At 56.4% G+C, this 13541-nt stretch carries 13 protein-coding genes; 9 read left to right on the forward strand and 4 right to left on the reverse strand.

The window, feature by feature from the left end; all coding sequences use genetic code 11:
- Window positions 1-20: 20 nt before the first annotated feature.
- The 5 genes from prfC (at window position 21) to ACMGGH_RS08675 (ending at window position 4768) form a co-directional block, all read left to right on the forward strand.
- Window positions 21-1610, forward strand: coding sequence for a peptide chain release factor 3 (gene prfC / locus ACMGGH_RS08655; RefSeq protein ID WP_028015433.1), 1590 nt, complete (start codon window positions 21-23; stop codon window positions 1608-1610).
- 299 nt (window positions 1611-1909) lie between these two features.
- Window positions 1910-2527: a molecular chaperone OsmY gene (osmY, locus tag ACMGGH_RS08660; protein WP_028015434.1), complete on the forward strand. Its 618-nt coding sequence runs from the start codon at window positions 1910-1912 to the stop codon at window positions 2525-2527.
- A 127-nt stretch (window positions 2528-2654) separates the two neighbouring features.
- On the forward strand, window positions 2655-2816 hold the full coding sequence (locus tag ACMGGH_RS08665; protein WP_003856556.1) for a DUF1328 domain-containing protein: 162 nt from the start codon (window positions 2655-2657) through the stop codon (window positions 2814-2816).
- Window positions 2817-2936: 120 nt separating this feature from the next.
- Window positions 2937-3989 (forward strand): patatin-like phospholipase family protein, encoded by a 1053-nt coding sequence (locus tag ACMGGH_RS08670; RefSeq protein WP_032644971.1) that lies wholly within the window; start codon window positions 2937-2939, stop codon window positions 3987-3989.
- On the forward strand, window positions 3986-4768 hold the full coding sequence (locus tag ACMGGH_RS08675) for a TatD family hydrolase (RefSeq protein ID WP_232948642.1): 783 nt from the start codon (window positions 3986-3988) through the stop codon (window positions 4766-4768). Before ACMGGH_RS08670 ends, ACMGGH_RS08675 begins: the two co-directional genes overlap by 4 nt.
- Here ACMGGH_RS08675 and ACMGGH_RS08680 read toward each other — a convergent pair.
- A complete protein-coding gene (locus ACMGGH_RS08680) occupies window positions 4763-5623 on the reverse strand; it encodes a YjjW family glycine radical enzyme activase (RefSeq protein WP_232948641.1) in 861 nt (286 codons plus the stop codon). The genes ACMGGH_RS08675 and ACMGGH_RS08680 overlap by 6 nt on opposite strands.
- Window positions 5598-7133, reverse strand: coding sequence for a YjjI family glycine radical enzyme (locus tag ACMGGH_RS08685; protein ID WP_232948640.1), 1536 nt, complete (start codon window positions 7131-7133; stop codon window positions 5598-5600). The genes ACMGGH_RS08680 and ACMGGH_RS08685 overlap by 26 nt, the downstream gene beginning before the upstream one ends.
- 262 nt (window positions 7134-7395) lie before the next feature.
- On the opposite strand from ACMGGH_RS08685, the gene deoC reads away from it, so the two are divergent.
- From deoC to deoD, 4 genes are all read left to right on the forward strand, one after another.
- Window positions 7396-8175 (forward strand): deoxyribose-phosphate aldolase, encoded by a 780-nt coding sequence (gene deoC, locus ACMGGH_RS08690; RefSeq protein WP_003856543.1) that lies wholly within the window; start codon window positions 7396-7398, stop codon window positions 8173-8175.
- 103 nt (window positions 8176-8278) lie between these two features.
- Entirely contained in the window at window positions 8279-9601 is a 1323-nt protein-coding gene (gene deoA / locus ACMGGH_RS08695) for a thymidine phosphorylase (RefSeq protein ID WP_041911290.1), read from the forward strand.
- A gap of 53 nt (window positions 9602-9654) precedes the next feature.
- Window positions 9655-10878, forward strand: a complete 1224-nt coding sequence (gene deoB / locus ACMGGH_RS08700) for a phosphopentomutase (RefSeq protein ID WP_028015441.1) — start codon at window positions 9655-9657, stop codon at window positions 10876-10878.
- Window positions 10879-11003: 125 nt separating this feature from the next.
- Window positions 11004-11723 (forward strand): purine-nucleoside phosphorylase, encoded by a 720-nt coding sequence (deoD, locus tag ACMGGH_RS08705; RefSeq protein ID WP_003856538.1) that lies wholly within the window; start codon window positions 11004-11006, stop codon window positions 11721-11723.
- An 85-nt stretch (window positions 11724-11808) separates the two neighbouring features.
- On the opposite strand, the gene lplA is transcribed toward deoD, so the two are convergent.
- Window positions 11809-12825: a lipoate--protein ligase LplA gene (gene lplA / locus ACMGGH_RS08710; RefSeq protein WP_232948639.1), complete on the reverse strand. Its 1017-nt coding sequence runs from the start codon at window positions 12823-12825 to the stop codon at window positions 11809-11811.
- 39 nt (window positions 12826-12864) lie between these two features.
- On the reverse strand, window positions 12865-13509 hold the full coding sequence (locus ACMGGH_RS08715) for a YtjB family periplasmic protein (protein ID WP_028015443.1): 645 nt from the start codon (window positions 13507-13509) through the stop codon (window positions 12865-12867).
- Window positions 13510-13541: the final 32 nt, after the last annotated feature.

Raw genomic sequence — 13541 nt, forward strand, 5'->3', positions numbered from 1 at the left:
TTATAAAAGAAGATTTAATTATGACGTTGTCTCCTTATCTGCAAGAGGTGGCCAAGCGCCGTACTTTTGCCATTATCTCGCACCCGGATGCCGGTAAAACGACCATCACCGAGAAGGTGTTGCTGTTCGGACAGGCGATCCAGACTGCGGGTACCGTTAAAGGCCGTGGCTCCAGCCAGCATGCAAAATCTGACTGGATGGAGATGGAAAAGCAGCGTGGTATTTCGATTACCACCTCCGTGATGCAGTTCCCGTATCACGACTGCCTGGTGAACCTGCTGGACACCCCGGGGCACGAAGACTTCTCCGAAGATACCTACCGTACCCTGACGGCGGTGGACTGCTGTCTGATGGTGATCGACGCCGCGAAGGGTGTAGAAGATCGTACCCGCAAGCTGATGGAAGTTACTCGTCTGCGCGATACGCCGATCCTCACCTTCATGAACAAACTCGACCGTGACATCCGCGATCCGATGGAGCTGATGGATGAAGTGGAAAACGAGCTGAAGATCGCCTGTGCGCCAATCACCTGGCCAATTGGCTGCGGTAAGCTGTTCAAAGGGGTTTATCACCTCTATAAAGACGAAACTTACCTGTATCAGACCGGTAAAGGCCACACCATTCAGGAAGTGCGCATTGTGAAAGGTCTGGACAACCCGGATCTCGATGCCGCCGTTGGCGAAGAGCTGGCCGCGCAATTGCGCGACGAGCTGGAGCTGGTGAAGGGTGCGTCTCACGAGTTCGACAAAGAGCTGTTCCTGAGCGGCGAAATTACCCCGGTCTTCTTCGGTACCGCGCTGGGTAACTTCGGCGTTGACCACATGCTGGACGGTCTGGTGGAGTGGGCACCTCAGCCGATGCCGCGTAAAACCGACACCCGCGAAGTGGAAGCGAAGGAAGAGAAGTTCACCGGCTTCGTCTTTAAAATTCAGGCCAACATGGACCCGAAACACCGCGACCGCGTGGCCTTCATGCGCGTGGTGTCCGGTAAGTATGAGAAGGGCATGAAGCTGCGCCAGGTGCGCATCGGTAAAGATGTCGTGATTTCCGACGCGCTGACCTTTATGGCGGGCGACCGTTCGCACGTTGAAGAGGCATATCCGGGCGACATCATCGGTCTGCACAACCACGGTACGATCCAGATCGGCGATACCTTCACCCAGGGCGAGATGATGAAGTTCACGGGTATTCCGAACTTCGCACCGGAGCTGTTCCGTCGCATTCGTCTGCGCGATCCGCTGAAGCAGAAACAGCTGCTGAAAGGCCTGGTCCAGCTTTCTGAAGAGGGCGCCGTGCAGGTGTTCCGTCCAATCGCCAACAACGATCTGATTGTCGGCGCGGTCGGTGTGCTGCAGTTCGACGTGGTGGTTGCGCGCCTGAAGAGCGAGTACAACGTGGAAGCGATTTACGAATCGGTCAACGTGGCGACCGCGCGCTGGGTTGAGTGTTCTGACGTGAAGAAATTCGAAGAATTTAAGCGTAAGAACGAAATTCAGCTGGCGCTTGATGGCGGCGACAACCTGACCTATATCGCGCCAACGATGGTCAACCTGAACCTGACGCAGGAACGTTATCCAGACGTTCAGTTCCGCAAAACGCGCGAACACTAATCCCCTCCCGGAGCACGGCAATCGCCGTGCTCTTCTTTTATTCCTGTCTTATTAGTCCCTTGCGGAATGTTCTTAATTCACCGCAAATTCACGCTATTCGCGCGTTTTTTACGCAATTCTGAAAGCGGCATTGTGAGAGTGATCTATATTTAACTCAGTGTTTAGCACCGGGCATGGATGAATTAACTGTTCAATGCATGTCGATTGGTTCTCCATTTCACCCGTGTGTTTATTCGCGATATATAAAACTACTAAGGAAGTATTTAGCCCGAATAACGGGTAAACACAGGAATACATCGATGAATATGACAAGACTGAAGATTTCTAAAACTCTGCTGGCTGTAACACTGGGTAGCGTTCTGGTTAGCGGTTCCGCCCTGGCGGAAAGCAGCACCATGGATAAAGCACAGTCCACGGCCGACACCGCAGGGCAAAAAATCGATAGCTCTATGAATAAAGTCGGTAATTTCATGGACGACAGCTCTATCACAGCAAAAGTGAAAGCCGCACTGGTGGATGATGAAGCCATCAAGAGCACTGATATTTCCGTTAAGACCGACAAAAAGGTCGTTACCCTGAGTGGCTTTGTTGAAAGCCAGGCCCAGGCCGAACAGGCTGTGAAGGTGGCGAAGGGTGTCGAAGGTGTCGCATCCGTGAGCGATAAACTGCACGTTCGCGACGGTAAAAACGCCTCGGTGAAAGGTTATGCCGGTGATGCCGCTACTACCAGCGAAATCAAAGCTAAACTGTTAGCAGATGACATCGTGCCGTCTCGTAAGGTGAAAGTGGAAACCACCGATGGCGTGGTTCAGCTTTCCGGTACGGTTGATTCACAGGCGCAAAGTGAACGCGCCGAGTCAATTGCGAAAGCCATTGATGGTGTTAAAAGCGTTAAAAACGATCTGAAAACGAAGTAATTCTGGACCATTCGCCCGTAAGGTTTAACCCTGCGGGCGAAATAAGAACGACTCTGGAAAAACGCCGGTGAGTGACCTGAGCGCTCACGTTTAGCGGCCGACATTAACTATGGTAAAGGAGAAGCTTATGTTTCGTTGGGGCATTATATTTCTGGTTATCGCGTTAATTGCCGCCGCATTGGGCTTTGGTGGTCTGGCAGGTACAGCGGCATGGGCAGCTAAAATTGTCTTCGTCGTCGGTATTATTCTGTTCCTGGTCAGCCTGTTTACGGGTCGTAGACGTCCGTAGCAAACGCAATATTCCTTCAACAAAATAAAGCCAGTCACTGCGACTGGCTTTTTCTTATTTGCGTTACAGGTCGGGTGCGTTACTGTGGAGTGATAAAATAATCAAAACAGGAAAGCAGAGGTGGGGCAACGAATTCCCGTTACGCTCGGCAATATTGCGCCGCTGACGTTAAAACCGTTTAGTGCGGGTCAACTCGCTCTGGTCTGCGAGGGGGGAGGACAGCGCGGCATTTTCACCGCCGGCGTGCTGGATGAATTTATGCGCGCGCAGTTCAACCCGTTTGACCTCTACTTCGGCACGTCCGCCGGGGCGCAGAATCTCTCTGCGTATGTCTGTAACCAGCCCGGCTACGCGCGAAAAGTGATCATGCGCTTCACCACGGCGAAAGAATTTTTTAACCCGGTGCGCTTCGTGCGCGGCGGCAACCTGATCGATCTCGACTGGCTGCTGGAGTCGACCTCCAGCCAGATGCCGCTGGCTATGGATACCGCTGCCCGCCTGTTTGATAGCGGCAAAGAATTCTGGATGTGCGCCAGCCGGGGGGATGACTATTCGCCGGGCTATTTCTCACCGCAGAAGGAGAACTGGCTCGACATCATCCGCGCCTCCAGCGCTATTCCCGGTTTTTATCGTACCGGCGCGCTGCTGGATGGCATCAGCTATCTGGACGGCGGCATCAGCGACGCGGTGCCGGTTCAGGAAGCCGCGCGACGCGGGGCGAAAACCATCGTGGTGATCCGTACCGTTCCGTCGCAAATGTATTACACCCCCCAGTGGTTTAAGCGGATGGAGCGCTGGCTGGGCGACAGCAGCCTGCAGCCGCTGGTGAACATCGCGAAGCAGCATGAAACCACCTACGGCGCGATGCAGCGCTTTATTGAAAAACCCCCGGGCAAGCTGCGCATCTTTGAAATTTATCCGCCTAAGCCGCTGCTGAGCATGGCGTTGGGCAGCCGGCTGCCTGCGTTGCGTATGGATTATAAAACGGGGCGGCTGTGCGGGCGTTACTTCCTGGCGACCGTCGGGAAAATGCTGGCCGAGCAACCGCCTCTGCATCGGCATAAACGCATTATTACGCCACCTGCAATTGTCGCCAATGACGCCCTGACCATGCCGCTGGTGGACATTCCGCAGGCGAATGACGCTTTACTGGATAATGAGGATCTGGCGTGACGCACCGCTTTGTTGATACCCACTGCCACTTTGATTTCCCGCCGTTTACGGGGAATGAAGCGCAAAGCATTGTGAAAGCTGCCGAAGCCGGCGTGCAGGCCATCATTGTGCCGTCGGTTGAAGCCGCCTATTTTACCCGCGTGCTGGAGCTTTCCGCGCGATACTCCGCGCTTTATGCCGCGCTCGGCCTGCATCCGATTGTGATTGAGCGCCATCGTGATGAGCATCTTGAAGAGCTGGATCGGGTGCTGCAACGTGCGGGAGAGAAACTTGTCGCCATCGGCGAGATCGGCCTCGATCTCTATCGCGAAGATCCGCAGTTTGAACGCCAGCAGACGATCCTCGACGCGCAGCTTCGGCTGGCAAAACGTCACGATCTGCCGGTGATCCTCCACTCCCGACGCACTCATGACAAACTGGCGATGCACCTGAAGCGCATCGACCTGCCGCGACGAGGCGTAGTGCATGGTTTTTCCGGCAGCCTGCAGCAGGCGCAGCGTTTTATTGAACTGGGCTATAAAATTGGCGTCGGTGGCACCATCACCTATCCGCGCGCCAGTAAAACCCGTGACGTAATGGCGCAGCTGCCTCTCTCTGCGCTGTTACTGGAAACGGATGCCCCCGATATGCCGCTGAATGGTTTTCAGGGGCAGCCGAATCGCCCGGAACAGGCGGCGCGGGTGTTTAACGTGCTGTGCGAACTGCGTCAGGAACCTGAAGAGGTCATTGCCAGCGCGCTGCTCGAAAATACCCGTTCGGTTTTTGGCATCACGCTATAGATAAAGCGCCGGACGAATCACCGTTATCTTCTGTTTTTCCAGCGCCCGCGCCAGCGGTTCAATATCCTCCTGCGTGGCGCTACGCCATGACGCCGCCTCGCCGTAAACTCCGTGTGCATGAAACGCGTTAATACGCACCGGAACATTCCCCAGCTCGAGGATGAACGCGATCAACGGTTTGATATGTTCCAGATAATCACACTGTTCCGGGATGACCAGCAAGCGGAGCTCCGTCAAACGGTGACGGTCTGCCAGCCAGCGAATACTCTCCTTAATCTGCGGGTTTTCGCGTCCGGTCAGGAAGCGGTGATGTTCATTCCCCCACGCTTTGAGATCCAGCATTGCGCCATCCAGCACCGGCAGCAGTTTTTGCCAGCCGGTTTCGCTTAGCAGACCGTTGCTGTCTACCAGGCAGGTTAAATGATGTAGCTCAGGATCGGTTTTGATCGCGGTAAACAGGGCGATCAAAAACGGCAGTTGGGTTGTGGCTTCGCCGCCGCTCACTGTGATCCCTTCGATAAAGGGCGCGGATTTACGGACCTGAACGAGGATCTCGTCGACGCTCAGGCGGTGCGCCATGGGCGTGGCCTGCTGCTGGCACAGGCGCAGGCAGGTGTCGCACTGCTGGCAGTGACTCTCCTGCCACCAGACGCGTCCGGCCTGAATGGTCAGCGCGTCGTGCGGGCAGTGGGGCACGCAGTCCCCGCAGTCGTTGCAGCGCCCGATGGTCCACGGGTTGTGGCAGGTTTTGCAGCGCAGGTTGCAGCCCTGCAGGAACAGCACCAGGCGGCTGCCCGGCCCGTCCACGCAGGAGAAGGGGATGACCTGACTAACTAAAGCGCATCTGCTGTTCATGGCTTATCACGCGCGGCTGACGTTCCAGAATACGGGTATTGCGTGCGGCCTCTTCCCCCAGCCACGTGGTGTTCGTTCTTGAACCCGCTTCCCGGTATTTCTCCAGATCCGACAAGCGAACCATATAGCCGGTCACGCGTACCAGATCGTTACCGGCCACATTCGCGGTGAACTCACGCATACCGGCTCTGAACGCCCCCAGGCAAAGCTGAACCACCGCCTGCGGATTGCGTTTTACCGTCTCATCCAGCGTTAAAATATCGCTGATGCCGGAATGATAGTGTTTATGGTGCGGCGCTACGGCCAGCAGATGACTGACAGGATCCGGCTCGTCACCGTACGGCAGACGCGCCCCCGGCGTGGTGCCCGAATCGGAGCTGATGCCTGACTGGGCGTGCAGCATCGCGCGATGCTTCCAGCCGTGCTTCACCGGCGTATTTTCAACAAACGCCGCAAGCTGTTCGCTGATGCGATAACCCACCGCGTTGGCCTGCTCGTCTTTCCCGTAACGCCCCGCCATGCCTGCTTTCTCACACAGTACGTTCACCGCTTCGGCAAGACCGTACATGCCAAACATCGGCACAAACCGATCGGCATCAATCAGCCCCTCTTTCACCAGGAAGCTATTCTCAAAGAAGCCGGATTGCCCGTACAGAAAATCGCAGCGCGCATCGATGATGGCGATTTGCTGCTGGCAGTAGTGCGGTAGCGTGCGGGTGAAGAAGTCGTCAATGGATGTGCTGTGTTCGGCGATTGCCTTGAGATTAAGGCGCACCAGGGTGCTGCCACCGCCCGCCAGCGGCAGAGAGTTGTAACAGCTCACCACCCCAAAACGGCCTTTTGTGAAAATTTTATCATTCACCGGGCCGTTTGAAATATGCGGTTTGCTGCATTCACAAATGTTTTTTGCCACCTCAAGCAGTAAATCGTCTGGGGTGATCTCAGGATCGTAGATAAAGGTCAGATTGGGCGCAACCTGCTTCAGTTCAGCATCTGCACGCAGAATGGCACGGGTGACAGGGCCGTCGGCAGGCCCGATGTTGGCGTGCATAAACGCATCGGGCAGCGTTCTGTCGAGATAGCGCCAGAAACGTTTTATTCGGCTATCGATTTCTTCTTGTGTTAGAATTCTAACATACGGGTTCAGTAGCGCATCAAGCTGCCCCAGATAGACCGGCATTGATGTCACTGAAGGAACATGGTGATAGAGAATAGTTAACAGAGAGAGGGCGTCATCAAGATCTTTCGCGCCTTCCAGCTCCAGCCATTCCGAACCGTTAGCCAGGAATTTTTCATAATCCGGCAGCACGTAGCGCGGTTTGTAGGGCGCATGGCCTTCGTACATGTCGCAGATAAACCCCTCGTCCAACGCGGCGCGGGCGGCCGGAGATAGCGTCGGGTAGGGCAGATAATTTTCCGCTTCCAGCGCCAGAAAATGACGTTTTTGCTCCGGGGTTAACACCGGGCTTGTCACAATGTGCTGGCAACGTTGTTGCAGGGCGTCGGGCATGTTCACTTCCTTGAATGTTCTGCGGATGATGAACGGATTGTAGGAAGCCAGCCTGCCGGCGCTTTTGATCCAACAAGGGGTATCGCTGCTTTAGTCAGCAATTTGCACGCTAAAGTTTGAAGAAGATCTCATTACAGTAATGCAAATTTGTACGCAGTTTTCATTAACTGTGATGAATGTCGAAGTGTGGATGCGGGTGAATGTTAGAATACTCACAGACCCGCAAGGTAAAATTTATACGGCACTGCCGTTGGAGAATGTTATGACCGATTTAACTGCAAGCAGCCTGCGCGCGTTGAAGCTGATGGACCTGACCACCCTGAACGATGACGACACCAATGAAAAAGTCATCGCCCTGTGCCATCAGGCAAAAACGCCAGTGGGTAACACCGCCGCCGTCTGTATCTACCCGCGCTTTATCCCGATTGCCCGCAAAACGCTGAAAGAGCAGGGCACGCCGGACGTGCGCATTGCAACCGTGACTAACTTCCCGCACGGCAATGACGACATTGAGATTGCGCTGGCGGAAACCCGCGCGGCAATTGCCTACGGCGCAGACGAAGTTGACGTGGTGTTCCCGTACCGCGCGCTGATTGCCGGCAACGAGCAGGTCGGTTTTGACCTGGTGAAAGCCTGTAAAGACGCGTGTGCGGCGGCAAACGTGCTGCTGAAAGTGATCATCGAAACCGGTGAGCTGAAAGAAGAGGCGCTGATTCGTAAGGCGTCAGAAATCTCCATCAAAGCCGGTGCGGATTTCATCAAAACCTCTACCGGTAAAGTGCCGGTCAATGCGACCCCGGAAAGCGCGCGCATCATGATGGAAGTTATCCGCGATATGGGCGTGTCCAAAACCGTGGGCTTCAAACCTGCGGGCGGCGTACGTACCGCGGAAGACGCGCAGCAGTTCCTGGCGATCGCCGACGAGCTGTTTGGCGCCGACTGGGCCGATTCCCGTCACTACCGCTTCGGCGCGTCCAGCCTGCTGGCAAGCCTGCTGAAGGCGCTGGGTCACGGCGACGGTAAGAGCGCAAGCAGCTACTGATTGCCAGACAATGCCGGATGGCGCTTCGCTTATCCGGCCTACAGGATCGCAGGGCGGGTAAGCGTACCCGCCGTCATTCACCCGATTCCGCATGGGGGTTACCGTGTTTCTCGCACAAGAAATTATTCGTAAAAAACGTGATGGTCTTGCTTTAAGCGACGAAGAAATTCGCTTTTTCATCAACGGCATTCGTGACAACACCGTCTCAGAAGGGCAGATTGCGGCTCTGGCGATGACCATTTTCTTCCACGATATGTCGATGCCTGAGCGCGTGTCGCTGACCATGGCGATGCGAGATTCAGGAACCGTTCTGGACTGGAAAAGCCTCAACCTCAACGGCCCGATTGTGGACAAACACTCCACCGGCGGCGTGGGTGATGTGACTTCGCTGATGCTCGGCCCTATGGTGGCAGCCTGCGGCGGTTACGTTCCCATGATCTCCGGGCGCGGCCTGGGCCACACCGGCGGTACGCTCGACAAACTGGAAGCCATTCCGGGCTTCGATATCTTCCCGGATGACAATCGCTTCCGCGACATTATTAAAGACGTTGGTGTGGCGATTATCGGCCAGACCAGCTCTCTTGCTCCGGCAGACAAGCGTTTTTACGCGACGCGTGATATTACCGCCACCGTAGACTCCATCCCGCTGATCACCGCCTCTATCCTCGCCAAAAAACTGGCGGAAGGGCTGGACGCGCTGGTGATGGACGTGAAGGTGGGCAGCGGCGCGTTTATGCCGACCTATGAACTCTCTGCTCAGCTTGCCGAAGCGATCGTTGGCGTCTCCAACGGCGCGGGCGTGCGCACCACCGCGCTGCTGACCGACATGAACCAGGTGCTGGCCTCCAGCGCCGGTAACGCGGTTGAAGTCCGCGAAGCCGTGCAGTTCCTCACAGGCGAATACCGTAACCCGCGCCTGTTCGATGTCACCATGGCGCTGTGCGTGGAGATGCTGATTTCCGGCAAGCTGGCCAAAGACGACGCGGAAGCCCGCGCGAAACTGCAGGCGGTGCTGGACAACGGCAAAGCGGCGGAGATCTTTGGCCGCATGGTGGCGGCGCAAAAAGGCCCGACCGATTTCGTCGAAAACTACGCGAAATACCTGCCGACCGCGATGCTCAGCAAAGCTGTTTATGCGGATGGCGAAGGTTTTGTCTCCGCCATGGACACCCGCGCGCTTGGGATGGCTGTTGTATCTATGGGCGGTGGTCGTCGTCAGGCATCGGACACCATTGATTACAGCGTCGGCTTTACCGATATGGCCCGTCTGGGCGACAGCGTCGACGGCCAACGTCCGCTGGCGGTGATCCACGCGAAAGACGAAGCCAGCTGGCAGGACGCGGCGAAAGCGGTGAAAGCGGCAATATCTCTTGACGATAAAGCACCGGAAACCACACCGACGGTCTATCGTCGTATCACTGAATAGCGGTATACTGATCTGATCGCATTTTTATGAAGCACTAAGTACGGAGAACAATTATGAAACGTGCATTTATTATGGTGCTGGACTCATTCGGCATCGGCGCAACCGAAGATGCAGAACGTTTTGGTGACGTGGGTTCCGATACCATGGGTCACATCGCGGAAGCCTGTGCAAAAGGCGAAGCGGACAACGGTCGTAAAGGCCCTCTGACTCTACCTAACCTGACCCGCCTCGGGCTGGTAAAAGCACATGAAGGCTCTACCGGTAAAATCGCAGCCGGTATGGACGGCAACGCGGAAGTGGTGGGCGCCTACGCCTGGGCGCACGAGCTCTCTTCCGGGAAAGATACCCCTTCCGGTCACTGGGAAATCGCCGGTGTGCCGGTGCTGTTTGACTGGGGCTACTTCTCCGATCACGAGAACAGCTTCCCGCAGGAGCTGCTCGATAAGCTGGTGAAGCGTGCCAACCTGCCGGGCTACCTCGGTAACTGCCACTCTTCCGGCACCGTGATTCTGGATCAGCTCGGCGAAGAGCACATGAAAACCGGCAAGCCGATTTTCTACACCTCTGCTGACTCCGTGTTCCAGATAGCCTGCCACGAAGAGACGTTTGGCCTGGATAAACTCTACGAGCTGTGCGAAATCGCCCGTGAAGAGCTGACCGAAGGCGGCTACAACATTGGCCGCGTTATCGCGCGTCCGTTTATCGGCGACAAAGCGGGTAACTTCCAGCGTACCGGTAACCGTCATGACCTGGCCGTTGAGCCACCGGCGCCAACCGTGCTGCAGAAGCTGGTTGACGAGAAGGGCGGTCACGTGGTGTCCGTGGGCAAAATAGCGGATATCTACGCCAACTGCGGTATCACCAAAAAAGTGAAAGCGACCGGTCTGGATGCGCTGTTCGATGCCACTATCAAAGAGATGAAAGAAGCAGGCGATAAGACCATTGTCTTCACCAACTTCGTGGACTTCGACTCCTCCTGGGGCCACCGTCGCGATGTAGCCGGTTATGCTGCGGGCCTGGAGCTGTTTGACCGCCGTCTGCCGGAGCTGATGGAGCTGGTGGGGGAAGATGACATTCTGATCCTGACCGCAGACCACGGCTGTGACCCAACCTGGACCGGTACCGACCACACCCGTGAGCATATTCCGGTACTGGTGTACGGCCCGAAAGTGAAGCCAGGCTCGCTCGGTCACCGTGAAACCTTCGCGGACATCGGCCAGACCATTGCGAAATACTTTGGTACGTCTGACATGGAATATGGCAAGGCCATGTTCTGAACGGATTGGGTGCGGCCTGATGCCCTCACCCCGGCCCTCTCCCACAGGGAGAGGGAGAACAGAATGTAGGCCGGGTAAGGCGTAGCCGCCACCCGGCAAAAACAACAATGTAAAAGGAACTGAAGATGGCAACTCCTCACATTAATGCAGAAATGGGTGATTTCGCTGACGTCGTATTGATGCCGGGCGACCCGCTGCGCGCGAAGCACATTGCAGAAACTTTCCTCGAAGACGTGCGTGAAGTGAACAACGTTCGCGGCATGCTGGGCTTCACCGGTACCTATAAAGGCCGCAAAATCTCCGTTATGGGCCACGGCATGGGTATCCCGTCCTGCTCCATCTACACCAAAGAGCTGATCACCGATTTCGGCGTGAAGAAAATCATCCGCGTGGGCTCCTGCGGTGCGGTGCGTATGGACGTTAAGCTGCGTGACGTGGTGATCGGCATGGGCGCGTGTACCGACTCTAAAGTTAACCGCATCCGCTTTAAGGATCATGACTTTGCGGCAATCGCTGACTTTGACATGGTGCGTAACGCGGTTGACGCGGCAAAAGCGCTGGGCGTTGACGCACGCGTGGGCAACCTGTTCTCTGCCGATCTGTTCTACTCGCCAGAAGGCGACATGTTCGACGTGATGGAAAAATACGGCATCCTGGGCGTGGAAATGGAAGCGGCGGGTATCTACGGCGTGGCGGCTGAGTTTGGTGCGAAAGCGCTGACCATCTGCACCGTGTCTGACCACATCCGTACCCACGAGCAGACCACCGCTGCCGAGCGTCAGACCACCTTCAACGACATGATAAAAATCGCGCTGGAATCCGTTCTGCTGGGCGATAAAGAGTAAGAGCTGTTGTGCCGGGTGGCGGCTTCGCCTGACCCGGCCTACGGTTTTCCAGGCCCGCTAAGCGCAGCGCCAGCGGGCTTTTTTACTAGCGTACTGCCTGCGCAATCCATGCCGATAAGTCCTGCAACTCTTGTTCCTGCTCCGGGAAATCCCCCATTAACGCGTCGCACTCCTGCTGCAGCATATCCGCCCGATACAAACAGCCCTGCAAGCGGGCCGCCAGCGCTTCCAGCGGTGCCGGGTTGAGGCTGTCCGTAAACACCTGCGTACGGGTAATGTGGCCTTTCTCCACGTCAAAGTGCAGCTCCACGCCGCCCCAGGTAAAACGTTCGTCCAGCAGGTGTGAAAACGCCGGGGCCTGGCCGAAGTTCCATTCCCAGCTGCTCTGGCGTGCAAAGGTTTCGGCGAAGTTGGGCAGATCCGGGGTCTTATCCGGCGAAATCACTTCCGCATCCACGCGCTCGCCGTAATGTTCAAAGAACGCTTCACGGATCGCGTCGCAAATCTGCTCGTGCGTAATCCCCGGCAGCAGCTCCACCAGATTCGCCACGCGTCCGCGCACGGAGGTAATGCCCTTAGCCTGGAGCTTTTTCTTATCAGGATTAAGGTAGTTCGCCAGACGGCTCAGGTCGGCGTTCAGCAGCAGGGTGCCGTGGTGGAACCCGCGATCCATCGTTTCGCGGTAGGCGGAGCCGGAGATCTTGCGGTCGCCCTCGGGCGTTTTGACCACGAGATCGTTCCGCCCCGAGGCTTCAGCCGTCACGCCGAGCGCATTGAGCGCGTTGAGCACAATAGACGTAGAGATAGTTTTGTCGTATTCCGGTTTTCCCGCCATAAAGGTAAAGCAGGTATTGCCCAGATCGTGAAACACCGCGCCGCCGCCGCTGCTCCTGCGTGCGAGACGGACGTTGTCCTCTTCCATACGCCGGGTGTTGCACTCTTTCCACGGGTTTTGCGCGCGGCCGATGACCACCGTATCGGCGTTACGCCAGAGAAACAGGACGCGCTGGGTGGCGGGCATCTGGCGGAAGATGCACTCTTCAACCGCGAGATTAAACCAGGGATCGTGAGAGTCAGAGATAAGCAGGCGTAACGTCGTCATGGCAGAGTTCCTTTTCCATATCTTTCGCCTACTTTATCACTATTCCTTCTTCTCGCTCTCTTCGTCTTCGGGAACCGACCTGCTGGCGGTCAGCAGGAACGGCGACTGCTGCCAGCGGGTACGCTTGCCCTGAAGCAACGTGCGCGCCAGCACGACGCCAATCGCCAGCGAGAGTAACAGCATCAGGCGCAGAATATTGGTGGTGTTATCCACCTGCTTAGCTTCTGTTGGCAGGGTGTGGGTATCCAGCGTCAGGCGCAGATACCCCAGCGGGCCATTTTTACCCTGAACGGGTTCGACAATCTGCTGGTTGAAATAGCCTCCGGCTTTTTTGCCGTCCAGCGCCAGCCTGTCGCGCACGTCGACGTGCTCACCGGCGCGGGCAATCAGGTCGCCTTTTTCATCGTACACGCCCGCATCCAGAATGCGGCTGTTTTCCGTGAGCTGACGCAAGACCTGGCCTATCCGCTTATCGTCCGGCGTTTCATTGCGCATCAGGGGCGCAACGTTGAGCGTCACCTGACGCGCCAGGGTACGGGCCAGCTCTTCAAACTGCGGGTTGCGCTGCCGCTGATGATTCTGGCTAAACCACGATGCCCCTTGCATCAATGCGACTAACAGTGCGAGACAGATCAGGACAATCACGGCGCGATGAAGCCGGAATTTCAGTTTTGCGCGAGCCATATTCCACCTGCTGAAAATTTAGGGCTTAATGT

Origin of the sequence: Enterobacter sp. BNK-16, from assembly GCF_048684955.1 — a bacterium.
GTDB classification, from domain to species: domain Bacteria; phylum Pseudomonadota; class Gammaproteobacteria; order Enterobacterales; family Enterobacteriaceae; genus Enterobacter; species Enterobacter bugandensis.